Genomic DNA, 25,727 nt, shown 5'->3' with positions numbered 1-25,727 from the left:
ATGAGCAATGGGAGCCATAGCTCCCACTTTTTATTATGCTAATAGCTCACTGAATGCATCAAACAAGCTATCTAGCTCTTCTATGGTGTTGTAATGCATACAACCGATGCGAACAACCCCACCTTTATCCATCACCCCTAGCTGCTCGCAAAGCCCTTGGGCGTAGAAGTTGCCATCCCATACGCACATGTGCTTTTTACCTAAGAATTCCGACACGGTACGTGGCTCGATGCCATCAAATGTCAAAGCAAACGTTGGTGTACGCTCAGCAAGTCGCTCACGTGACTCGATACCAAAAAGTTTAATCTTTTTAAATTCGGCTAAACGCGTTAAAAAGTGTTGGCTAAGCTGCATCTCATGCGCTTTTGTGCGTGCAAACGCCTCAACCAGTTTCTCACGGCGTGGGGTATCTGCACTCATCTCGCTAAGTGAAGCGATGTAGTCAATCGCCGCAACAACACCCGCTAGTCCTTCGAAACTCTGCGTACCAGTTTCCCAGCGGCCTGGGATAATGTCTTTTGCCGGCTCCACCTTATAAGGAGTAAAACCTTCTAAATGCTCACGCTTACCATACACAATGCCCACGTGCGGACCAAAGAACTTATAAGCAGAGCACGCAAGGAAGTCGCAATCCAAACCTTGTACATCGATTAGCTCATGAGGTGCATAATGCACAGCATCAACATATACCAATGCACCAACTTGGTGCGCAAGCTCCACAATGCGTTTGATATCGTTGATTGAGCCCGTTGTATTTGATGCATACGTCACCGCAACTAACTTAGTCTTGGCATTTAGTAGTGATTCAAAATGCGCAAGATCAAGCGTGCAATCGGTTTCATTAATACGCACCGCATGCACCGTCGCACCTTTATCTTCGGCGGCTTGACGCCATGAAGAAACGTTTGAATAGTGATCGGCATTAGTCACAATGACTTCATCACCCGCTTGCCATTCGCGAGATAGCGCACGGCTAAAGCTAAAGGTTAGGCTGGTCATGTTGGCACCAAATACAATTTGATCTGCGCTTGGCGCATTGAGTAAGTCCGCAACCGCTTGGCGCGCTTCACTCATCAAACTGACGGTCTTATCGCTCGAGAAAAATGCCCCACCTAAGTTAGAGTTAAAATAACCAAGGTAAGCAGACATCGCGCTCAACACGGATTGCGGGACTTGAGAGCCACCCGGGCCATCAAGGAAGATTGGCGCGGTTCCACCAATATTTTGCATAAGCGCAGGGAACTGACGACGCACTTGATTTAAATCCATACTACCCTCTTAGGCTGTAAATACGAAGCAGTCTAGATAACCAACTTGCTCGGCATCTAGCTTGTTCATTGGTGTTGCGTTATGCCACACTTCACGGTCATTTACGAGCGCAAATAAACCATCTTTGATTTCCATTTTGAAGCAAGGTTCGGCTTCTTTGTGCTCATATACCAATAGCTCGCCACCAGCGATATTTTCGTGAGAAACACCACAAACACACACATGGTCAAAGCCATCTTGGTGCACACCTTCTGGCGCGGGAGGGGTATCGCTTTCAATCGCTAACATGCGAAACTGATGCACTTCTATGCTGGTATCGTCTGCAATTCCTGTCATGGCTTTGAATTCAGCAAGCATATGCTTAAAGCCATCGGTGTTTAACATGTCCAGCTCAAGGTTTTCGTAAACACGCTCAATATTACCTTGGAAAGTATTAATTGAATCGTCTTGAACGAAAGCCTTAGTCGGCTGCAATGTCACTTCACCGCCAGTGAATTTAACCACAGAATAACGGCGCTTTCTGAATGCACCATCGGCATAAGGGTTATCTGGAAGTTGATTGAAAAAAGGCTTAACTGCGTCGATATGTGACTGCGGTAAAAAGCGTAGTTGTAATAAATTCTGGTTGTTTACTGTTGTCATGATCCTCTCGCCCATTGATGAGAATTTGCCGACAATTCTAATAAAACCAGAGAAAATTACTGTTTAAAAAAACGGGATTTTAACAACTAAAACGCAATAAAAACCCACTTAAAACCACTTTAATGGATTACTTATCTAGATTTAAAATAATGCTTGATAACACCATTTAAGATGAGCGTTTTATGTGCATAAAAAAAGCCAACATGCGCTGGCTTTTTTCTTTCAATGAATTCTAGAGCGAGTAATTAGACCGCTTGTTGAATGATCACTGAGTCTGCCTTTTTAGTGTACTGAGGCATCTTGTGGAAGTTCAAGTAACGGTAAGTGTCCGCAGCCGTTGCATTGATCTTCTCTGCATACTCTTGATATTCAGCAGGCGTTGGTAGTTTACCAAGAATAGCAGCTACCGCTGCAAGCTCTGCTGATGCAAGGAATACGTTTGCACCTGTACCTAAACGGTTAGGGAAGTTACGAGTCGAGGTAGAAACAACCGTTGCTTTATCAGCAACACGTGCCTGGTTACCCATACATAGTGAACATCCTGGAGTTTCGATACGTGCACCTACACGACCGTAAATACCGTAGTAACCTTCGTCGGTTAACTGATCGCGGTCCATCTTCGTTGGTGGAGCAACCCATAGTTGCGTTGGTAGACGACCACCGAAGTTATCCAGTAGTTTACCCGCTGCACGGAAGTGACCGATGTTAGTCATACAAGAACCAATGAATACTTCATCGATCTTCTCACCTGTTACCGCTGAAAGTAGACGTGCGTCATCAGGGTCATTCGGTGCACAAAGGATTGGCTCTTTGATATCAGCAAGATCAATCTCAATGGTATGCGCGTATTCTGCATCCGCGTCAGCAGTCATTAGCTCAGGGTTTGCTAACCACTCTTCCATCTTAGTGATACGACGCTCAATAGTACGTACATCACCATAGCCTTCAGAGATCATCCACTTAAGCATCACGATGTTAGAGTTTAGGTACTCTTCGATAGACGCTTGTGAAAGCTTAACGGTACAACCTGCCGCACTACGCTCTGCAGATGCGTCAGATAGTTCGAACGCTTGCTCAACCGTTAGGTGCTCAACACCTTCGATTTCAAGGATACGGCCAGAGAATTCGTTGATCTTACCTTTTTTCTCAACTGTCAATAGGCCTTGCTGGATTGCATAGTAAGGGATAGCGTGTACTAGGTCACGTAATGTGATACCCGGCTGCATTTCACCTTTAAAACGAACAAGGATTGACTCAGGCATATCCAACGGCATTACACCCGTTGCAGCTGCGAATGCTACCGCTCCTGAACCTGCTGGGAATGAAATACCTAGTGGGAAACGAGTATGCGAGTCACCACCTGTACCTACCGTATCAGGCAGTAGCATACGGTTTAGCCATGAGTGGATAACACCATCACCAGGGCGTAGCGATACACCGCCACGGTTCATGATGAAATCAGGAAGTGTGTGGTGTGTGTTTACATCGATTGGCTTAGGATAAGCTGAGGTATGACAGAATGACTGCATCGTAAGATCAGCAGAGAAGCCAAGACAAGCAAGGTCTTTAAGCTCATCACGCGTCATTGGACCCGTAGTATCCTGAGAACCTACCGTTGTCATTGTTGGCTCACAGTATTGACCTGGGCGTACACCTGTCATATTACATGCTTTACCAACCATCTTCTGTGCAAGCGTAAAGCCTTTACCAGAATCAGCCACTAACTTAGGCTTACGGAAGATGTCTTCAGCTTCAAGACCAAGAGACGTACGAGCTTTGTCCGTAAGGCCACGACCAATGATCAGTGGAATACGGCCGCCTGCACGCACTTCATCTAGAATTACGTCTGATTTCAGTGAGAACGTTGAGATAACTTCGTCAGTGCCGTGACGCTTAACCACACCTTCGTAAGGGAAGATGTCGATTTGGTCGCCCATGTTTAGTTCGTCAACTGGAAGCTCAATCGGTAGTGCACCAGAATCTTCCATGGTGTTGAAGAAGATAGGCGCAATCTTGCCACCCAGACACACACCACCAACGCGCTTGTTTGGTACGAATGGAATGTCATCACCCATGAACCAAAGTACAGAGTTAGTCGCAGATTTACGAGATGAGCCTGTACCAACAACGTCACCTACGTACGCTAGCGGTAAACCTTTACCATTAAGCGCTTCAAGTTGTGCAATTGGACCTACTTCACCTGGCTTATCAGGGTTGATACCATCACGCTCGTTTTTAAGCATAGCCAGCGCGTGTAATGGGATATCAGGACGAGACCAAGCATCTGGTGCTGGAGACAAGTCGTCTGTATTTGTTTCGCCAGTTACTTTAAATACAGTCACTGAAATCTTGTCTGCGACGGCTGGTTTCTCAAGGAACCATTCTGCATTTGCCCATGACTCGATCACTTGCTTAGCAAACTCATTGCCCGCTTTTGCTTTTTCTTCTACATCGTAGAATGCGTCAAACATCAGTAGCGTGTGAGACAAACCTTTAGCAACGATTGGCGCGATAGCGGCATCGTCTAGTAGGTCGATCATCGGCGCGATGTTGTAACCACCAAGCATAGTGCCAAGTAGTTCAGCTGCATACTCTCTTGAAATGAGCGGTGATTCCGCTTCGCCTTTCGCTACTGCAGCCAAAAAGCCTGCTTTTACGTATGCGGCATCATCTACACCAGGCGGTACACGGTTGATAAATAGATCAACGATGAACTCTTCTTCACCTGCTGGTGGAGTTTTTAGTAATTCGATAAGGTCAGCAGTTTGCTGCGCGTCTAACGGCTTAGGCACGATACCTTGCGCGGCACGCTCTTCTACGTGTTTACGATATTCTTGAAGCACAATATTGCCCTCTTGGTGACGTGGACAGACAAGTAAATGATCTGGCTGCGATTATTGATGCAATCGGCTGAACCATTCCCTTGACCATAAAATATAATGAACAATTATAAGGTCTTTGAGTATAGATGAAAATCTTGCATGCGATACCTCGCCTTATAGTCACTATAAATACAATGAATAAGCATACCGAAACAAGTATATTTTGATGAATATTAGTCAAACGAGAATCATTTTAATTTTGCGAAAAGGTATGCTTGGTGGGATCAAAAAAGGCTCCTGAAGGAGCCTTTTTGCATAAGCTAAGTTGAAAATTAACGCTTAACTTTTACTTTCTCTTTAGAAGAAACGTGCGCTTCTACACGACGGTTTTCCGCATGTGCTTTTAGCGTGTTTGCTGGGTTTTTCAAACGCTCTTCACCGTAACCAACCGTAGTAATACGCATTGAATCTACACCCATATCAACGAGTTTCTCAGCAACGTTTTTCGCGCGGCGCTCAGAAAGCTTTTGGTTGTAATCAGCATCACCCACAGCTGACGCGTGACCTTCAATCACAACATCTGCATTTTTATGCTCTTTCAAGAACTTAGCAACCGCGTTGATATCATCAACATATTGCTGTGAGAAAGTTGCATCGTCATGCGGGAAGCGGACTAGCAGGCTTACTTTGTCTTCTTTAGTCTCGTACAAAGTACAGCCAGACGCATCAACGGCATCCGTCATTGGTGTGTTAGCACATTTGTCTTCGCTATCCACAACACCATCTTTGTCACTGTCTTGCGGTGCTTCTGCAACTACAGGAGCTGGGGCTGGCGCAACCTCTTCCGATTTACCTGCGCTACCAAACGAGTAGTTGATACCGATTTTACCACCAACATCAGTAAAACCAGCTTCCAAGCCTTGGTAAACCGCCGCTTCTGCATTTACGAACAAGTGATCGGTAAAGTAATGACGAACACCAGCACCTACGTTAGCAAAGGTGTTATCTGAGATCACATCTAGGTTCATCTTTTTGATACCCACTAGACCGTAGAATGGACCACCATCAAAGTGATACAAGCCGTCGATACCGTAACGCTCGGCGTCCATTGAACCATTGCTGATACCACCAAGGTCGAAATCCATATCTGCATATTCGATACGACCACTCCAAAACTTGTCAAAGCGGTAGCCAATTTCTGCACCCCAGCCTGTAGAGTCTTCTACGTCTAGACCAGCCATATCACGGTGATTCTGCCAATCAGCATCATAGTAATCACCAAACACACCAAGATATACACCTTCTGTAGGCTCAGTAGTGTTTGCATTTGCATTGGCTGTCACTGCCATCGCAACTAGTAAGCTCAAAGTTTTAATTTTCATCATTCCTTCCCATCTCTGTTAGTTTACGCATTGAGTATCGACTCGGATAGTCTATCAGAAAATGCGTCTACCGATTACGTTGCATAGATAATATTAGCTCGTCTATTAATGTTTACTTAACGTTACATAAGGAATTTTTGCTATTTATGAATTAATTTTGATGACCAAATAGGATTTGATACAGGCCTTGTTCCTTTAACAAATCCTTATGTTCTCCATACTGGGACACTTCACCATCATCTAAAACATAAATTAAGTCGGCTTGTTTTATTGCGCTCAGTCGATGCGCAATAATCAAAGTCGTTCTATCAGCCAAAAACGCTTGCAAATTGCGATGAATTTTTGCCTCAGTCTCAATATCAAGTGCCGAGGTTGCTTCATCCAACACCACCACTTTAGGATCGGCAACAACCATTCTAGCAATGGCTAACCTTTGCTTCTGTCCTCCGGACAATTTAATCCCGTTGCGACCAACTTGCGCATCTAATTTGTCAGCCAGAGCAAGTACGGTATCAGCTAGCTCTGCAACTCGGAGTGCCTGCCACAGCACTTGGTCAGATACCTCTCGTCCCATTGCTAGATTTTCACGGATGCTGGTATTAAAGAGTATCGGCTGCTGCAATACGGTCACTATATTATCTCGCACTGCTTCGTAACCAATTTGCTCTACTGGCGTGTCATTTATATGAATCTCGCCACTTTGCTTTTCATACAATCCCAAAAGCAATTGCACCAAAGTAGATTTACCACCTCCAGACACCGCTACTAACGCTACTTTTTTCCCTGCTGGAATATGCAAAGATACCTGCTTGAGCACGGGTTGCTCTGCAACGTAAGCGAAGTCTATATTGGCAAATTTGATATCAACCTGAGATGAATCAAAGACGGTTTTCGTAGCGGGATATTGTGCTTCTGTCGCAAAATTAAAAACCTGATTTAACCTACTAAGCGCCGCCGAGGCACCATAGTACGCATATTGAATACCAAGAATTTCCTGTACAGGCCCCATCATGAACCAAAGGTAACCAAATACCGCAAATATCTGGCCGACCGTTAAATCAGAAAACACCACCATAAACATAGCGACAGCACGGAAAAACTCGAACCCGACCAAAAACACGGTAAAGCTTAAGCGGTTAACGGCATCCGTTTTCCATTGTGACTGCACCGCGTAATGTTTGAGATCTTTGGCGGCTACTTTAACTTGTGCAAAGTAGTTACCCTCTCGACGAACGGCTTTTAGTTGAGAAATAGCATCTAGCGTCTCGACTAGTGAAGTTTGCAGTGCCTCAAATGCAGCATTCTCTTCCTTTTTCAGCTCTTTAACATGTTTGCCAAACTGCCGAGAAAAATAAATGACCGCCGGATTGAGCAACAAGATCACCAGCCCCAACATCCAATCAATCCAAAGCAAAATCGCCGCAGTGCCAATGATTGTGAGTAAACCGATTAAAAAGCGTGACAAGGTTTGGCTGATAAATTTATCCAAGGTTTCTACATCGGTAATACAGCGAGAACTAATTGCTGCACCGCCTTGGCTTTCGTACTCCTTCAGTTGAACTTTAGGTAAATGCGTAAGTAAGCGCTCACGGATTTGATAACTAATGTCCTTGCCAATAATAGTAAACTGGCGTGACTGCATCACCCCTAACACCAAACTGGCCAAGCGCATGGTTATTACAGCCAACAAAATAACCACGATATAGCCACTGGGGCCATGCCATTGCTCGGGCAATACTGAGTTCATCCAAGCCACTGCTCTGCCTGGTTTGTCTAGTAAGACTTCATCGACCAGCAACGGCATCATCAAAGGGATAGGGACACTCACCAACGCGGCAAACAGGGCGATGATATGCGCCTTAATAAGTGGCCGTTTGTGTTCAAGGACTTTACGTTTAATTTCTTGCCAAGAAAGCTGCTGTTCTGCCATTTAGGTTCCACAAAAAGTTTGATAGTGGGCCGGTGTAGACGCGCTGGTCCACGATTCAGGATAGTCTTTGTAATCATAGGGCGACGTCAACGCAGTTAGCCAATCCTCTAGCGTTTGACTCATGCCTTGACGATTAAATAGTGCAATCTCAGCCTCCACCAACGCATTACGGGGGATAAGTATCGGATTAGCTTGACTCATCAAGTTAGCCGCAACCTCATCGGCAGCACGCCTTTGCGCCCATTGTCGCTGCCAGCTCTCCAACTCCGTTGGCACGGATAAAGCTTTGTTTGGATGACCAAGCAAGCTATTAGTTAGTGCCGCAAAGGTATTGGTAAAGTCTAGTTCGTGCTCCGTCATCAACTTGAGTAAGTCACTAAGTAGAATGTCGTCTGCGTCGCTCCATTCATCAATACCAAGCTTAGCCGCCCACATATCTTTATACTTGCGATTAAACGATTCAGAAAACTCCGCTAAAGTTTGACTAAATGCTTCAATTCCCGCTTGCTCATCTTGCCACAACACCAATAAGGCCTCGGCAAGTCGAGCACAGTTCCAATTCATGATGTTTGGCTGGTTACCAAACGCATAACGGCCTTGGCGGTCGATAGAGCTAAACACGGCGTTAAAATCAAACTTTTCCATCATTGCACAAGGGCCAAAGTCTATCGTTTCGCCACTGAGCAAAATATTGTCGGTATTCATCACGCCATGAATAAAGCCTACCCGCATCCACTCGACGACTAAGTCAACCAACTGTTCACACACTTCACGAAACAATTCGAGTACATCCTGTTCGGACTTAACTTTAAATCCCTCAAATAATTGCTCGCCCAGCAAGTTAAGTAGGCTCCATAGCTCATCTTTATTTTGCTGAGTAGCCAGATATTGTAAGGTGCCGATGCGGATATGGCTTTTTGCCACACGACATACAACCGCGCCAGGTACTTCACCTTGACGATAAACATGGTGTCCAGTGGTTACAACAGCCAGGCATTCCGTAGTTGGAACACCCAAGCCAACCATAGCTTGGCTCATGATGAACTCACGTACCGCAGGTCCTAGCGCACAAAAACCATCACCGCCTCGAGAAAATCGCGTCGCTCCAGAGCCTTTCAAGTGCAGGTCGTATTGACGTCCGTCATCAAGTTTCACTCCACCAATTAAATGCGCTCGGCCATCACCAAGTAACGGGTTAAATTGCCCAAACTGATGACCACTGTAGGCTAAGCTCGTAGGCTCAATATTGTCTAAAGGGCGCTGACCACTTAACAGTTCAGCAAGCGCAGTGGTGTCGTATTTCTCTAGCTCAAGCTTAACTAGCAACTGCGTATTGGATAATAGTAATGTGGGCTGATTAAATCTTGCTGGTTGCTCCTTAAAGAGCAGAGCAGAGCCTTGATAAGGCTGAAAAAATACCATGCGGTCATCTCCATTTTTAGCGAATATTGTCACCAACACTCATTGACACAATTTGGCTTAACTCTTGTAAGCTAAGCCCGCTATATTGACGCATTTCATTGAAAAATTGCTGCGCCGCTTGCAGTGACTTCTGACTTTGCAAGCCACCATCAATGATCTCCTCGGCACGTAGTACCGTTTCGACATCTTTACTCAGTAAAAACGTATCTTTACCTAACACACGAAGCGCGTAAGGGCCAGTATTCCCCCCAAGTCTCGAGCCATGCTTTTTCAAGTACAGCCACAAACCAACAATATTGTCTTCCGGCCAGTTTGCGACGAATTCACTAAAGCGGCCATGCTGTTGTTGCACTTCAAAAATCATATGGCAATTATCAGCGATACTTTTTACCTTTTTAGCATTACGAATGATTCGTTCATCCTGACTACGTTGCTCGTACATTTCAGGAGACATCATTAACAACTTCTCGATTGAGAATTGCCAAAACACTTCTCTAAAGCCGTCCCATTTATTATCAACCACCGCCCAATAAAACCCACTTTGAAATATCTTGCGCGTAAATTCTTCTAACCATTGATCATCACTTAATGCCAATAGCGATTCGGTACTCAATGGTTGACTAAGCTTAGCTTTTAGCGCCGCCTCAGAGCCTTTACGCTCGGCAGCCCTATGATAAATTTTTTCGAATACTTTCATGCTCGTATATACGTCCGATTTGCATTCCCTACAGAGTAACTGATCTCGGGGTTGGATGTGAGGTTTTTAGCGCAAATTACCTTTGAATCGTAGGCTAAAAATACGCACCATCTTATTGCATTTTTACTAAATATTTACAGCCAAGCTTCGTCAACTAGGTATCTAAAATTGCGCCGCAGCGCTGGGAAATGAGGACAAACCATGTTGAGTGAAATATCTGCTTTGCAATCCACCAATACAACGCTTGAGTCCATTGACTTATCACAACAAGCTTTTTTTGTTTCGGGCACACGGTGCTTCTTAACTCAACGGCCACATCATAGGTTCACCACTCAGATAAAAGATCACGATGTATTAGTGAGCCAGTTAAAACGAGAGCTAGCAAAGTGCAGCAGCAATGATGCGATAGCATTCGGTGTGCTACCATTTTGCAAAACTCAACAAGCTCAATTTATTGTAACTGAGCAAGCGCACCAATATGATAAAGAAACTTTCAAGCAATGGATAACCGCCAAAGGCACGCTTAAGCAGGACACTATGCCATCGCTTGAACGTATCTCGCATAGACAATCACAGCATCACTATGAGAGTGCGATACGTGAAGCCAAAAAGCTATTTGCCAATGAACAATTAGAAAAAATTGTTCTTGGCAAACAAGTAGACCTCTATTTTGATGCACCACTTTCACCGGAAACCATTCTGACAAATTTATTAACCCAAAGCCCTAGCGGTTTTCACTTCTCTTTCCCAACGGAACATAATTCCACCTTGATGGGCGTGAGTCCAGAATTACTCTTACGCAAACATGGGCAAGCGGTGCTCAGTAATCCCCTTGCAGGCTCAGCTAAACGTTCAAATGATAAGGCTATGGAGTTTAAACTCAAACAAGCATTAATGGCATCAAAGAAAGATCGGTATGAACATGCTGTTGTATTGGTAGAAATGTCACAGGTTTTACAACCTTGGTGTCAAAAGCTTACCATACCCAGCTCGCCCTCATTGCTGAGCACAGCAACGATGTGGCACTTGTCCACAGAGGTTGAAGGTCAACTCGCCGACGCTAACACTCATGTATTAGCACTAGCCAATCGTCTACATCCTACGCCTGCACTATGCGGTAAACCGACTGCCGATGCCTATCCTTGGATCCACTCACTAGAGGGAGAAAGTCGTGACTTTTTCTCAGGGATCGTTGGTTGGTGTGACAAACATGGAAATGGTGAATGGGTGGTGGTTATCCGCAGTGGTGAGATAAGTGCGAATCATGCCAGACTATTTGCGGGAGCTGGTATTGTCGCAGCTTCTGATCCGACTGCTGAATGGCTAGAAACCGAAGCAAAACTTTCAACTATGCTAAATGCGCTTGAATCCAATCAGGCTTACCATCAACTTAGCCAAATCAAGATGCGCGCAACTGCTTAACTGCAAAACGATAAAAATGCCCAGCATTTTACTGGGCATTTTAATTTTCGGAATTAACTTACCTGCGGTATTACACGTTTATAACAGCAGGCGCTAACCCAGTTAAAACTGGTAAGATACACTTGCTTTAATGTTTCTTCCTGGTTCATAGTCCATTAAGAATAATTCACCAAATACTGGGTGAAAAGAAACCCCGTTTTTAGAAGATTGTGAAGAATAAAACTCATCAAACAAATTATCTACACCTAGACGAACATGCAAACTAGGTACTGATTCAGGCTGCCAGTGTGCGCTGATATTATGCACGGTGAAGCCATCTTTACTGTTGTCTAAATCGGCGCCATAGAGATCGGTACCTTGTGCCACATCATCAACAACCATAAAATCCCAATTCAGCGTCAAGTTATACGCCGTAATTTGGTAAGTAAAGTCAGCTGAAATAGTATCACCCTGCTCTCGCTCTAAACGCGCGCCATCTAACGAGGCATACTGTGTAAATGCATCAAGTTCACTCTCAGAGTTAGAGTAAGTTAACTGAAAAGAAAACGCATCAAGCGCAAAACCAGCATAAGCTTCAAACCCATCTACAGTCATATCACCGACGTTGTCTTTCCACGTTTCACGAGGTGCACCGCCAGGTAATGCTGCATTATCAAAAATATAGTCGTCAATTTGCGTTCTGAATATCGTTGCGCCTAAACGGAGTGTCTTGTTGGTCCCAACTTCACCATCATAAGCAATCGAAAACTCGGTATTAATGCCCGTTTCCGCTTCAATGTCTTGATTGCGGTTATCACCTAAACCAGCACCAACAAATACCTCACTTATTTCTGGGCCTTTAAATAGCTCAGTCGAACTTAACTTCACCATTAAATTTTCATTAAATTGATACTCAGCAGCCAATGATAAAGAAAATTCCGAATAATCATTGTTCACTGTGCCTGAATCTATATCGTAGCTATCGTGCCTAACACCAGGAATAACCGCCAAACCATTACCAAAATCAATTTTGTCCTGAATGAAAAAGGCTAGATTTTTCGCACTTTCTTCAGAGTGCTTTGAACCACCTGACGCAATAGCTAGATCGTACTGAGTATCGTGCTTCACATAATCTGCGCCATAAGTGAAGGTATGCTCTTCTTCAGCAAAAAGCCCAGTTGCCAGTGTTTCACCAAGCAAATTTAGCCCCGTATTTTCAGCTTCACCCGTCACTTCTCCAGCGTACGCTTGGAACCTAGGAGAAGGAGACATAGACCAACCTGATTCGTCGCGATAAAGTTCACTGGTATTGGAATATAAGCTCGCCTTTAATGAAGAGTTTTCGCCCCAGTTAAGATCATAGCTCAGCGTAATTGTGTCTCTTGTAAACTCTGTCGGCCATAACAAAGGGATCTGCAAGCTATTAGTAATAGCAACATCTGTCGCTAAGCCCATATCAGGGCGATAACTGTAGTCACCTTCATCTTTATAAGTCTCGAAACTCAGTGCAAGACGTTGGTTGTTATTAATATTCCAACCAAATTTAATTAGCGCATCAGAAACTTCACCTTCAAGACCTTTTACCTCACCATCAGTACCTGCAACGACTTCATCGTTTTGGTCTAAGATCTTGCCACCACCCACTTCGTAATTATCACGCTCAACATGGTTGTAATATGCAAGAAAGTCGACATCATCGGTCAACAAACCAAAACCCGTTACCGAGTAATTATGCCCGGCATTGTCTGCAGCCCCTGCTGAAACACGAGCGGCAAAGCGATCGTCACCAGAAAGCAATTCACGTGCTTCTTTTGTTTCGAACCGCACTGAACCACCAAGACCGCCGTTAATTACTGAGTTAGTGCCCGTTTCAATATCTACTGACTTTAGAATATCAGCATGAATTTGAAGGTTACCCATGTGGTGGTACATGTAAGTATTTTGTGCTGCACCATCTATTGAAATTTTAAGATCTTTGTCATCCATACTACGGATAGTGATTCGCTGGTTCAGCGAGTGTGCACCACCGACATCAATGCCAGGAATAGAGCGCAGTAAATCAGAAATATGGTCTGCTTGTTTATCCGCAATTTCTTGTTCTTTTAAATACAGTGCAGAAGTTTTTACCGCAGTTGACCAAACTTCTATTCTTTCAATTTTACCTGCATCACCTGAGTCAGCCAAAGCTGGTGCTGATAGTACCCCCGCGAGTGCTAAAGCGAGGGTTGAAGGGCGAAAGCCTAACTGCTTAGTGCGAGAAACCAACATAAGTATCCTTTAAATTTTGATGTTAATACGAATCACTCGTAATATTGTACACTTTTACTTTTGTTGCATTTTGAATATTAGTTATGCAAAATCGTCAATCTATTATGCGTTTTAGAAAATTGTGGCACTTACTATGGAAGGGAATATTTCCAACGCTGAGCTCAACAACAAGTTGTTATTGGCGAGTGGATTAAACTGCCGTATCAACGGCTTTGATATTGAGCAACTTATTGCGATTGGTCGACTCTCTTTTTTGCCATTGAGCGATGATCTTCAACTTCATACCTGTCAATGTATCGAGCAGCAGCAAACTAGCAGCTGTGCAGAATTGCAACCAAGTGTGAACATTACCGTATTGCTTAAAGGTGTTGTGGAATTTAGAGTTGCGAATAAATATTACCGTTTCAGCGCTGAAAACGCACCTCAGGCATTTGTCAACCTCATCACTCAGCCCGAGCCTTTCACTCGCTATCTGCAAAAACACCAAGAAGTCGAAAAGGTCACACTGAGCGTCAGTCCTCGATGGCTCGTTGCGAGACTGTCGCAGCAATATCAATCTCTATTTACCACCACGAAAGTGATTGAGTTACCGCTACAAACAAAAGCAATTTCGCTGTCACAACAACTGCTTCAAACCCCAAAACAACCAAGCTTAGCTGAACGTTTGGAGTGTGAAGGTGTTGTGATGCAATGGTTGAGCTGCTTTCTTCCTCACTTGATAGACAGTAGTAACCAGAGCCACGTGATGTATAAACAGCCCTTTCACTCAGATATTGAAGTCAAAAAAAATAAGATCATCGATTTATTGTCGGAAGGAAAAAGTGTTGAGCAGGTCGCATTAGAGCTTGCTATGAGCTTAAGCAGCTTACAGCGTTTCTTTAAACGCAGCTTTAACACAACACCAAAACAGTACGTTAAACAAAGCAAGCTCAATAAGGCACGACATGCGTTGTTAGTTGAAGGCTTGTCGATTGGAGAAGCTGCATACTTGGCACATTATGACCATGTTGCCAACTTTATTGCTGCATTCAAAAAGCAATTCGGTGTCACTCCGATGCAGTTTGTAAAAGCGCATCGCAGCGACACTCTGGGAGCAACTTCAGGATAAAGTAACTAGTCGAGTTGCTTTAACCATGTTTTTTGATTTAATAGATAAATCCCTGCCACCAAGACTGCAACTGAAGCGATAGTCATTGCTAGATAAATAAAGAATAACTGAAACCCTAGACTGGCTATCATCGGTTCAAACAACACAGGGCTAATAAATTGCCCGGTAAAGTAACAGGTTGTCATAATCCCCATCGCTTTTCCTCGCATCGGTGGCGGAACAAATTCGAATAGCCAAACTACAAGGTTTGGTCGAATAAGGCCAAGACCCGCGCCGATTACAAAGCTAGCGCAAACAATGCTACTAAAAGTATTTACAAAACCAAGTAACGAAAATCCAGTTGCAACAATAAGCCAGCCAACTAAATGTGCTTGCTTAATATTCAAGTACTGTCTAACACGACCATAACCCATAGAGACGCATGACATCGCGAATAAAAAGCCCGCTATTACTAAGCCTATAGTGCTGGCTGATGCTTGCTGAGCAGACAAATAAAAAGGCAAATGAATCGTTAATCCATACAGTACAATAATTTCTACCAGTGCTAGTGTACAGCACAGCAAAAAGGTTCGGTTCATCCAACTACTTGGTAGTGATTGAGTTTGTGGTGGCAGGCTAACTGGCGGCACCTTTACCCAAAGCCATACCCCTGGTAGTACCAAAAGTGCGAGTGAGTAAATAGCAAAAACCCAAGTCCAATGCTGCTCTGCTAAAAAGCCTGCAAGCGCCAAGAATAGTACGCCACCAAAGCCACCAAAGGCAGCTTGCAATCCCATAAACTGAGAAAACTTGGGCCCTTCGAAGTATCGTCCTGCGATCGTTGTGCCACTCACCATAATAAAAGCAACGGCGACTCCCATCATCGCTCGACTACCAAGGATCAGCCACAACGAATCCTGCCAGTAATAACCTAGTCCACCACTAAGTACGAACAATATTAGTGCGTTCACTAGTAATTTTTGACTATTCCATTTGTCGACTAAACTTCCTGCAATTGGTGCACAAAGTGCTATCACGAGACCAGGTAATGCTAAGGTCATTTTGGTCCAAAATGCGGCATGTTCAATACCTGAGAAAGCCACTGTCATCGCTGGTAATGCTGGCGCTAGAGTCGCACTAGCAAGCACCGTCATGGTACTTGCTAACAGCAAAAACCAAGTCGCTAATCGCGTTTGATTCATGCTGGACCTCCAATACGCTTGCGAGCGCTCGCCACCGCTTTAAGGTAATCCTCAAAAAGCTCATGCTCATCAAACCGAGTGCTACGCCCTGCTTTCACCACTAAATCACCAGCCACCATTACCGAATCTACATCAAGACTTGACCCTGTAACAATAAAAGTTCTCAGTGGATGACCAGAAAGCTTGTATCGATAGTCATCATTGTTCACTAACACTAAATCTGCCTGCTTACCCACTTCAATCGAGCCAATTTGTTGCTCCCACCCCAACGCTCTTGCTGCATATAAAGACGCTGTTTTTAAGGCTAAGGTAGGTGGGCAGGCGGTATTACAATTTTGTGCTTCGTTGTGCCCAAGGTGTGCCCCCCGCATGGCTTCACACATACCACCAATAAACGAGATATCGCCATCGGTACTGCTAGAAACCCATACACCATCTTTTAAAAAACGCCCTATCTGCCCAGTTTCACTGATTGTTGCCTCACCAAGCATGCCGTAGTGCGCTGGTGAATGGCAGATATTAACACCCGTTTCAATAAGGCGTTGATACTCATCCTCGCTTGCATAAGCTGTGTGCACAGCTAATAGCTTGTCAGTAAGTAATCCCATGGCATCAAAGCGCGCGATAGGCGAGCGACCAAATACGCGTTCAACTTCAGCACGTTCATTTTTTAGCGGCGCTAGGTGTGTGGCATAGGGTACTTGGTATTGCTGGGCGATACTAGCCAGTGCTTCTAGCTGTTTGTCAGAACTACCAAAAGCCCCCATCACGGAAGGCATCGCCCCCACAAGCCCTGAGCTATGATTATCCCAAGTTTCGATAAGTGATAGCCAATCCGCTGTTTGTAGCTCGGTATCAGCGATGATAGTGGGTGTCGACTTATGCGCTTCCAGCATTATATCCGATCCCCAACGACTCACCCTTAACCGCATACCTAAATCAATCGCAGCAAGCGCCATTGCGTCAGCTTTATTTGCCGAACCAACATCCCCCAGCGCAGTTGTACCCGAACGCAGTTGCGTCCACATACTCCAACGGGCGATGGCTAGACCTTCCTCTAGCGTCAACTTATCTCCCACAGTGGAGATAAAGCCAAACATGGAACCTAGTGCTTGAATATTGCCACCATTTGAATACGCAGTGGCCTCTAAGTGGGTGTCATCAGGTGACTCAGCATTTGGCGCGACAAAACTTTCATGCCAATGAGGATTTATAAGCCCTGGCAGCATTAACTTACCTTGACCATCAATCCGTTGATCGAAGTTACTAGGTTGTTCTCCATCCTCACCCAGCGCTTCAATATATTTGCCGTGAACAAGTAACCAACCTTTTGGGTAAACAGTATCTCTTGTGTCTGCAGTGTAGATAAAAACATTATCAATTAGCGTGCGCAGTGCATTGTTCTGCGGCTTGTTACAAACCGCTTTTAAGTTTTCAAGTTCACCAACCTGAGCACTACCAAATGCAGCACTTCCTGAAGCGCCAGCAAGTGCTGCAAAGCGCTGTGTCGACAAGCAAGAACAAACCATTAGCTGGCATCCTGAGGATCAAAAAGGCCTGCTTCTTTCATCGCTATTAGTGATGCCTTAACTGCGGCTATTGTTTCGTTGATATGCGCTTCAGTATGTGCGCCACAAATAAAATTCACTTCACGGCGCATAAGCACACCACGTTTTGCCATTTCAGCTAGAAAAGGTACTGCAAACTTTACGTGCTCTTGCGGATCTTTGGCAAATAAGAACATCGGAATAGGGTCATAACCAACTACTTTGAGTGGCACACCTAACTGCAGTGAAACCTGATTAACCTCTGCTTTTAAAATTGCGCCAAGTCTTGCTATATGCTGAGTGAATTCAGTGCGTTGATATTCCTTTAATACAGCATCACACACTGCTAGCGAGAGCATTTCGCCACCAAAAGTAGTCGATACTTGCAGCTCATTGATCCGCGACATCAACTCACGCTTGCCTGCCACAGCAGATAAAGGCATCCCCGCCGCAATACCCTTAGACAAGGTCACTAAATCAGCCTGAATACCGAAGTATTCTTGCGCACCGCCGGGTGCTAATCTAAAGCCAGTTACCACTTCATCAAACACCAAGATCACACCGTGTTCACTGCAAGTATTTCGTAACTGTTCTAGGAATGGTCTTTCTAAGACGCGATTATATGGAACCGATAGCAACACCACCGCAAGTTCATCTTTTCTTGCAATGATCTTTTCAATGATTTTTGGTTCATCTGCAGGAGTAAATAATAGCATGCGATGAGTTAACCCAGCAATAACAGCCGGTACCCCGGGTGTGTCAAACATGTACTGATCATGCCAACCGTTATAACCTACCGTCATAATTTCATCTCGACCTGTCACGTGACGGGCGAGTCTTACCGCTGCAGAGTTAGCATCTGCACCCGTTTTAAAAAAGCGAACTTGTTCGGCATTTGGGATCACTTCAATTAAGGTTTTCGCCGTCTGCACTTCGATAGGTGTAGGCAACGAATGAATAATGCCGTTGTGCAAGTGCTCTGTAATTGTATTGACAACAACAGGGTGATTGTGACCTAAAGTATTGGCCGCTAAACCACAAATAAAGTCGATATATTGATTACCATCAACATCGGTGACAATGGCTCCCTCTCCCTTGCTCAGATAAACCGGGAAAGCCCCTGGTGCAAATTGCTCTGGCTTTTTCATCATTGATTGAGTAAAACCCGCGATCACTTGTTCACCTTCGGTTTGAAGTTGCTGAGATTGTGTCAAAGAAAGTGTTTGATTATTCATATATTCCTCGAAAATTAATGTCCTAGTGTCGCCCCACCATCAACCAACAGATTAGCCATGGTGATGTGTCGAGCTTGGTCACTGAGTAAAAACAAAATACTGTTTGCGATATCCGTCGCTGAGGCGATACGACCTAGTGGAATACCTAATTTGAATTGCGTTAAATCGCCTTGAATGGTTTGCTCAGCACCATTTTCATCGCGCCATAGCTGCTGCTGCATTTGAGTGTCGGTAGACCCCGGCGCAACTAGGTTACACCGAATGTTAAACGGTGCGACTTCTAGGGCTAGCGTTTTAATCATCGCACTCAAGGCCGCCTTTGAAGCGCAATAACTGCCCATATTCACTCTAGGTGTGCTAGCTGCATTACTGCTCACAGCAACGATGGCACCACGCTTTCTTATCCGCATCTTATTCGCCACCGCCTGACATAAATAAAATGGCCCATGGCAATTTACGGCAAACGTATCAAGCCACTGGGCATCGCTTTGTTCTAGCAGCGTTCCCATGTGCAAAATACCAGCGACACTGGCAACATACTCTATTGCACCGAGCTGGATTTCAATTTCCTCAACTACGGTTTGCACAAGGTTTTTGTTCGTAACATCAAGATGGATTTGGAAGTGATTAGCCGTTACTTCTTGGAGTTGACTCGCGGCAGTAGCAATATCTGCCGCAACTACAATCGCTCCGCGTGCTAATAGTTGCTCGACCAGTGCTTTACCTATGCCCTGATAAGCTCCCGTCACCAACGCGATACGCCCTGTAAATTCACATTCATTGGACATCTAGTACACCTCATCCATGATTTCATGTCGGCGTTCATGATAGGTTTCTTCATCCTGACCGCGACGCCAATATGGAATGGCATACAGTTGTTTTTTTGATAACCCAAAATCTTGAATAAGCTGCTTACGACACGCCAGTACTGCACCATTTTCGCCAGCAATAAAAGCACTGATAGAAGTCACACCTGAGGGTATTGCAACATTTGCAATTGCTCTTGCAAGTTGTTCACAGTCACCACTTTGACGCAGCAACCAATGAATATTGACACCTGATGGTGCAGTAATAGTATGCTTATCATCTAATGAATCTATTTCAATAAAGACTTCAGCTCGTCGCTCTGCCTCAAACCCCTCGAGCAGCGCGCTAATCGCCGGAACAGCTGTAAGGTCGCCTGCAAGCACGTGCCAATCCGCATCCGCTAGCAATGGATCTGGCCCACCGGGCCCTGCAACCCCAAGTTCAGCGCCAACGTCGGCATTGACCGCCCAGCCAGATGCTGGACTGTGGGAGCCGTGCACTACAAAATCAATATCCAATTCATTGCTGTCTGGTCGATAAGCTCGCACCGTGTAAGCCCTTGTCACCGGGCGATCCGTCGGCCAAACAATTTTACCGCTATCATCACGTGTTGGGAGTGATAATGTGCCGGTTGTTCTATTTGCGAAGAATAGCTTGATATGCGCACCATCATAACCGCTTGGGAAGCCATGTAACGCTTCGCCAGAAACGGTGATCCTCAACAAGTGTGGCGTGATATAGCGCTTAGCTACACAAAATACACGGCGAGGACCGCTAGGTGGAACTGGTTGTCGCTGCTTCATGACAACTCCTCTTTCGATTCAGAAAATTTAGCCTGTAATGTCTGCAGTCGTTTATACGCTTCAGGATGGTGTTCAATTTTTAGCAAGTTGCTGGTAAAGGCATAAATGAGGTAGCGCGCTAAGTCGGCCTTTACAAAAGACTGCAAACTCGCATCGTGTTGGAGACTTGCTGAGATAAAACTCTGATTGCTCGCAACCAATGTCGTCGCTTTTTGTGATTGCTGCGGCTGACTTGTAAAGAAACTTGCAATCGCTAGGTCTTCTTCATCTTGTGACTGTTCAAGAACAGCCAACCAGCTCAACAAAGATTCCACTTTGAAAACAAAACCAAAATCGATAAGCCATTGATACAATTCCGGTAACGACACTAAAGTTTGCGGTGTCACGTTAAAGACAGCCGCAGTAGTAGGCGTTAAAGTTTGTGCGCTGACAAATTTGGCAACTCTATCTACAGGCGTCCACGGCTCAGACACAGCAAGCTCAGGCAAACGATGAAACTTAAGTCCAGAGCGCAAGATGCGCCATACCAAGTCATTGTGGTTAATATAGCCACTTTGTTTGGCCCCCGTAACTCGTGCTAAGCGATATACTTGTGCTGCTACCCCCTGCTGGATCGCAATTTCAACCATCGCTTCCGCAACCCATTTTGATTGCTGATAACCATCGTGAAGGCCACTATGATAAGGAATAAACGCCTCATCAAGAGGCTCTCCGGACTGTGGTGCAACCGCAATAGTCGAGACGTGATTAAATGGCAAACTAAAATATTTCGCGAACATCAATAATTCAGCTGTCGCATCTGTATTTGCCACTTTTAAGCTACTGTAATCACGTAACACAGAGGTATGCGCTGCATTGTGTAATATTCGAGTCACGCGCATGCCCAGCTGTTGATAGTCAGCATCACTCAACCCAAGTTGTGACGCGGCAATATCTCCAAGTAACAGCGTTACCCGAGAACTATCTATTTCACCAAGGTTTTGCACGTCGAAGGCTTGCTGTAACCGTTCGAACCCATGCTCTATGTTATTAGCTCTTACACTACAAATTACACTTAGATCCGGCTTCGCAAGTAAATGCGCCAGTAACTGCGCACCAACAAATCCCGTTGCACCGGTCAGCAACACCGTTTCCTCACTAGTTTCAGTTAGTGTATGCGGTTGAACCTGCAACAGCTTATCTCTAAATTGAGCAAGGTCTGCTTTTATCGTTGTCGCGATATCCACGTTCGTCTTGTGTGCTAATTCATCACCAAGCTGAAGTGCATTGCACAAGTCGACGAGTTTAGGATGCGCAAATAAAAATGCGACATTCACCGTTTTATTAAGTAGTTGTGTTAGCCGCCCTGCAACTTGAATACATTGGAGTGACTGCCCCCCAATGCTGAAAAAGTTATCAGCTAATCGGACATTACTCACGCCCAGAACTTCCCGCCAAACGGCAGCTATCTGTGTTTCAAAGTCACTCATAACCTCAGCGTCACAGGCGGTATTTTGCTGCTCAGATAATCGCTTGCGATCGATTTTATTGGCCGGTGTTTTAGGTAAAGCTTCATATTGATAAAGCTGTGCAGGTAACATTGGAGCGGGTAACTGCTCACTCAGCACTGTGCGTAAATCATTTAACGCCCATGCGGTGGTACTCACTATATGCGCCGCCAAAGCAGTTGCACTACCTTGCGCATTCTTAACCACAGTCACCGCGGCTTCAAGAATGGCAGGAACACTCAATAGCACAGCTTCAATCTCACCAATTTCAATCCGGTAGCCACTGATTTTTAACTGGGCATCGACGCGGCCAAGATATTCAAGTTGCCCACTTTTATGCATCCGCACAATGTCTCCGGTACGGTAAGCCGCTATGCTCCGCATAGCTTGCGGATCCCAAAATGAAACAAACGCAGCAGCAGTTTGCTCGGTCAGACCCAAATAACCGCTCGATAAACCCACGCCCGTAAGCCAGAGCTCTCCGCGCTCGCCAAATTTTGCTATCTGGCCTTTTTCACGCATTACCACAGCACCGCGTCCGGGTAAGGGCAAACCAATTAAGCTTGGATTTGTTGTTTTACTGAGATCAATGGCAGTCGCAACGACTGTAGCTTCCGTTGGGCCGTAAGTGTTAAGTAAACGTACAGACTGTTTAAACTGCTCACGCCACGCTTCTACACGCTGACGATTAACCGCCTCTCCACCTATAATGATGGTATGAATTGACACAGGAAGCATACGGCGAGTCGCGCACAGGTGTCGACAAAGCTCATGCCAGTAAGCGGTAGGTAAATCGAGTATAGTAATACGTTGGTTTTCTAGTTCGGCAAGAAAATCCTCAAAAGACTCCAACATGGCGTCATTACGCAGTATCAACGTCGCACCGGCCGTCAAAGTAACAAAGACTTCTTCAATACAGGTATCAAAATGAAAGGGCGCAAACTGTAATACTCTATCTTGAGCGCCTACTTGGTAGGCCTGACGTGCGCCACTAACAAAACCTGCCAATGCGTCGTGGCTTATCTGCACCCCTTTAGGCTTACCCGTGGAACCTGAGGTATAGATTAAATAGGCTTGTTCTAGTAAAGGAAGTATTGATGGGGTGGCAGCCAACGCTTCAAGCTGGGCATTTGCAAGTTCGCTTGCAATATTAAGCTGTGTAACGCCAGCATCGCGGATCTCAGCTAACCCTTCACTACTATCATCCACTAATGCTAGGCATGGCTTAGCATCAGCGATAATACTACGATTACGCGCAGAAGGAGCCTCGTTATCAATAAAGACGAAGCGGTGCTGCGCAGCAAATACGGCCCACATTGCAATCACTGTATATTGGCTACGAGGCAGTACGAGTAATACGGTACCATCAACGACGGAAGCATTGACTCTAAGGCGTTTTGCTAACCATAGCACTTGCTGTACTAACCGCTCATAGCTAATAGCATGTCCATCTATCGTCTGAACCGCTATTGATTTAGGCGACTTCCTTGATAACTCCAACAAACAACTAAGTACGTCACTCTGCGCCACAGGTGCCGGAGTCTCACTTATCGCAAAGTCCCGATTGGTAACGCGTAATGGCATTTGCAAGTCCACAGCAACAGTATGGAGAAACTGCAACGTTTCACTTTGTATACTCAACAACTCAGCTTTACTATAGCCACTTTGGTTACCTTCAATCTCGAAACGAATACTGCCGTCCATTTGCTTGATAAAAATAAATGCAATGTCCTCAACAGGCCCAGCAGACACAGTATGACTTGTCACCGCTTCACCTTGGCAGGTTTCATGACGTTCAAAAGGTAAAATATTAACAACTGCACCAAACAATCTTGTTGGCAATTGCAAGATCGCAGCTTCAGCTTTTAAATCTTCATAACGATATCGAAAATGCCTTCTAGCTTGACGCAATTGCTCACTGACCTGACGGATTAAACCTTCAAAACTATCAACAAGCACAAAGTCCACTGGAACCGGTACAATATTCATATGCATGCAGGGCGTATTCGCGGCTTTTGATGCCATACGATTGGCAACAGGCATGCCCATGATCGTTTTCGCCACCCCAGTGCGTTGATAAACAATAGCGCTAACCGCGGTTAGTAATAGTTCAGACCAGTTGGCGTCGACCGAATTGGCTCGAGTCTCTAATTGATTGAGCAAGGTTGCTGATAATTGCGTCGTAACCTTTTCCTTGTCCGCCTCTGTATTTAACACTTGTGTTGTCAGGGCTGCGGCATTATCCAGACCTTGCAGCTGCTGTTGCCAATACAGCCTATCCTGCTGATACCACTTGCTTTGACGGTACTGACTATCTTCAGTGATGACAGCTTGATATTGAGTTTCATCAGCCGTAACTTGAGCCCCCTCATAGGCCTGAATCACTCGATTAGAAACCAGCGCAAAACTAAAGCCATCCATCGCAATATGATGCGCACCAAGTGCCCAATAGTAGTGGTTAGTGGCAAGTCGGATTAACACATGACGATATAAGTCGCCATTGGCTAAGTCATAAGGCTGAGTTTGCCACTTTATCAAAAGCTGCTGTGCTGCAAACGCTGCATCATCGCTTTCTGACAAGTCGATATAGTCGCCCAACTTTGCCACTCGCTCAGCTTCACTGAGTAATTGAGTTGTCGGCACGCCTTGATGTTCTATAAAGCGTACATTGATTGCCGTTGTACTTTGTAGCACTCTTGAAGCAGTTAACAGCCAATCTTCAGCATTTATTGGCACGTTTAACTCAACATACTCAGCAGTGTTATAGCGCGTACTAGTAGGCTGTTTTGCCTGCCCAAGCCAAATCCCAAGTTGCGCAGCGGTTAAAGGCCAATTACTCATGCAGGTTCCATCGCCAGCGGTGCTTTGCCCACTAGAATTTCATACCACTCATTAAGTGTGGTGCTTTCTGCAAGTTCAGCTAGCGTAATATCGATGCCTTGCGCCCGCCACTGATCAATCAATGTCATTACGCGAATGGAATCTAATCCGAGATAGAGTAAATTTTCTTCGGGATCAACCTCTTCAACATCAATGCAAAGCAATGCTGCAATCGCCTCCTGCATCGAGCCCAAAGATAACTTCTGTTGTGTATTTTGTGGTGTGCACGCAGCGATAACCTCGTCCAACAACTGCACCTGCCCACAACGAGACGAAACATACTCCATCGCATGGAGATGTTCTGCTTCACTAAAATCTGCGACAGCATCCGCAACAACGAATGCTTTTATGTCATACATAAAGGCGTCTAATGCCGTAGATAAGATACCGATATGGGCATAAATCCCACAGATAATAAGCTGGTCTCGACCTTGTGCCTGCATATCCTCAAGTAGGGTACTACGTTTAAATGCGCTGTAACGCCACTTGGTATAAACCTTATCATCGGCAGTTGGAGCAAGTGCAGGTAAAATGCTTGTGTCTTGCTCAGTCAGGCCAGTTCCCCAAAAATCGGTTAGCAGCGCTCTATCTTTCGGATCTTGATTTGCGGGCTGTGCAGTATACACAACTGGGACACCAGCAGCTTTGGCTGCCACGATTAAACTATTAATTTGTTGGATCAAAGACCGCATCGGTGCTTGCCTTGTATCATAGAAATTCACAAAATAAGATTGCATATCGTGAACCAATAGCACCGCTTTACTCGGGTTAATTTGCCACTCAGTGCGATTTTCCGGGCGGCTTGATGGTAATGGATATGAAGAAATACGTGGGATTGCCATGAGT

17 protein-coding genes are annotated in these 25,727 nt (G+C 45.1%); 2 read left to right on the top strand and 15 right to left on the bottom strand.

The window, feature by feature from the left end; genetic code table 11:
- Positions 1-33: 33 nt before the first annotated feature.
- The 7 genes from CTT31_RS00835 to CTT31_RS00805 form a co-directional block, all read right to left on the bottom strand.
- Positions 34-1,269 carry a cysteine desulfurase-like protein gene (locus tag CTT31_RS00835; RefSeq protein ID WP_260491782.1) on the bottom strand — a complete coding sequence of 412 codons (1,236 nt, stop codon included), beginning with the start codon at positions 1,267-1,269 and terminating at the stop codon, positions 34-36.
- A gap of 9 nt (positions 1,270-1,278) precedes the next feature.
- Positions 1,279-1,911 (bottom strand): 2OG-Fe dioxygenase family protein, encoded by a 633-nt coding sequence (locus CTT31_RS00830; RefSeq protein ID WP_010374441.1) that lies wholly within the window; start codon positions 1,909-1,911, stop codon positions 1,279-1,281.
- Positions 1,912-2,156: 245 nt separating this feature from the next.
- Positions 2,157-4,754, bottom strand: a complete 2,598-nt coding sequence (gene acnB, locus CTT31_RS00825; RefSeq protein ID WP_010374439.1) for a bifunctional aconitate hydratase 2/2-methylisocitrate dehydratase — start codon at positions 4,752-4,754, stop codon at positions 2,157-2,159.
- 311 nt (positions 4,755-5,065) lie between these two features.
- Positions 5,066-6,115, bottom strand: coding sequence for an OmpA family protein (locus tag CTT31_RS00820; RefSeq protein ID WP_039494753.1), 1,050 nt, complete (start codon positions 6,113-6,115; stop codon positions 5,066-5,068).
- Positions 6,116-6,266: 151 nt separating this feature from the next.
- Positions 6,267-8,045, bottom strand: a complete 1,779-nt coding sequence (locus CTT31_RS00815) for an ABC transporter ATP-binding protein (RefSeq protein WP_130125711.1) — start codon at positions 8,043-8,045, stop codon at positions 6,267-6,269.
- A complete protein-coding gene (locus CTT31_RS00810) occupies positions 8,046-9,467 on the bottom strand; it encodes a protein adenylyltransferase SelO (protein ID WP_130125727.1) in 1,422 nt (473 codons plus the stop codon).
- A gap of 16 nt (positions 9,468-9,483) precedes the next feature.
- On the bottom strand, positions 9,484-10,164 hold the full coding sequence (locus CTT31_RS00805) for a DNA-3-methyladenine glycosylase I (RefSeq protein WP_039494758.1): 681 nt from the start codon (positions 10,162-10,164) through the stop codon (positions 9,484-9,486).
- A 201-nt stretch (positions 10,165-10,365) separates the two neighbouring features.
- On the opposite strand from CTT31_RS00805, the gene CTT31_RS00800 reads away from it, so the two are divergent.
- Positions 10,366-11,586 (top strand): isochorismate synthase, encoded by a 1,221-nt coding sequence (locus CTT31_RS00800; protein ID WP_260491781.1) that lies wholly within the window; start codon positions 10,366-10,368, stop codon positions 11,584-11,586.
- A gap of 102 nt (positions 11,587-11,688) precedes the next feature.
- Here CTT31_RS00800 and CTT31_RS00795 read toward each other — a convergent pair whose 3' ends face one another.
- A complete protein-coding gene (locus tag CTT31_RS00795) occupies positions 11,689-13,833 on the bottom strand; it encodes a TonB-dependent receptor domain-containing protein (RefSeq protein WP_039494760.1) in 2,145 nt (714 codons plus the stop codon).
- Positions 13,834-13,966: 133 nt separating this feature from the next.
- Between CTT31_RS00795 and CTT31_RS00790 the strand changes: the two genes are divergently transcribed.
- Positions 13,967-14,941, top strand: a complete 975-nt coding sequence (locus CTT31_RS00790; protein WP_039494761.1) for a helix-turn-helix domain-containing protein — start codon at positions 13,967-13,969, stop codon at positions 14,939-14,941.
- A 5-nt stretch (positions 14,942-14,946) separates the two neighbouring features.
- Here the strand turns inward: CTT31_RS00790 and CTT31_RS00785 are convergent, their stop codons facing one another.
- From CTT31_RS00785 to CTT31_RS00755, 7 genes are read right to left on the bottom strand one after another with little or no spacing between them, the layout of a single operon-like run.
- Positions 14,947-16,122: an MFS transporter gene (locus tag CTT31_RS00785; protein ID WP_017219316.1), complete on the bottom strand. Its 1,176-nt coding sequence runs from the start codon at positions 16,120-16,122 to the stop codon at positions 14,947-14,949.
- Entirely contained in the window at positions 16,119-17,651 is a 1,533-nt protein-coding gene (locus tag CTT31_RS00780) for an amidohydrolase family protein (protein WP_260491780.1), read from the bottom strand. The genes CTT31_RS00785 and CTT31_RS00780 overlap by 4 nt, the downstream gene beginning before the upstream one ends.
- Positions 17,651-18,904: an aspartate aminotransferase family protein gene (locus CTT31_RS00775; protein WP_211859014.1), complete on the bottom strand. Its 1,254-nt coding sequence runs from the start codon at positions 18,902-18,904 to the stop codon at positions 17,651-17,653. The genes CTT31_RS00780 and CTT31_RS00775 overlap by 1 nt, the downstream gene beginning before the upstream one ends.
- 14 nt (positions 18,905-18,918) lie before the next feature.
- Complete coding sequence (gene dhbA / locus CTT31_RS00770; protein WP_039494764.1) at positions 18,919-19,692, bottom strand: 2,3-dihydro-2,3-dihydroxybenzoate dehydrogenase; 774 nt, start codon at positions 19,690-19,692, stop codon at positions 18,919-18,921.
- A complete protein-coding gene (locus CTT31_RS00765; RefSeq protein ID WP_211859013.1) occupies positions 19,693-20,514 on the bottom strand; it encodes a siderophore-interacting protein in 822 nt (273 codons plus the stop codon).
- Entirely contained in the window at positions 20,511-24,842 is a 4,332-nt protein-coding gene (locus tag CTT31_RS00760) for an amino acid adenylation domain-containing protein (RefSeq protein ID WP_260491779.1), read from the bottom strand. The genes CTT31_RS00765 and CTT31_RS00760 overlap by 4 nt, the downstream gene beginning before the upstream one ends.
- A complete protein-coding gene (locus CTT31_RS00755; RefSeq protein ID WP_211859011.1) occupies positions 24,839-25,723 on the bottom strand; it encodes an isochorismatase in 885 nt (294 codons plus the stop codon). The genes CTT31_RS00760 and CTT31_RS00755 overlap by 4 nt, the downstream gene beginning before the upstream one ends.
- Positions 25,724-25,727 lie beyond the last annotated feature (4 nt).

The organism is Pseudoalteromonas maricaloris (assembly GCF_024746855.1).
Lineage (GTDB): Bacteria > Pseudomonadota > Gammaproteobacteria > Enterobacterales > Alteromonadaceae > Pseudoalteromonas > Pseudoalteromonas maricaloris.
Note: the sequence above shows the minus strand (reverse complement) of the source record. Positions and strands in the feature narration are given on the sequence as shown.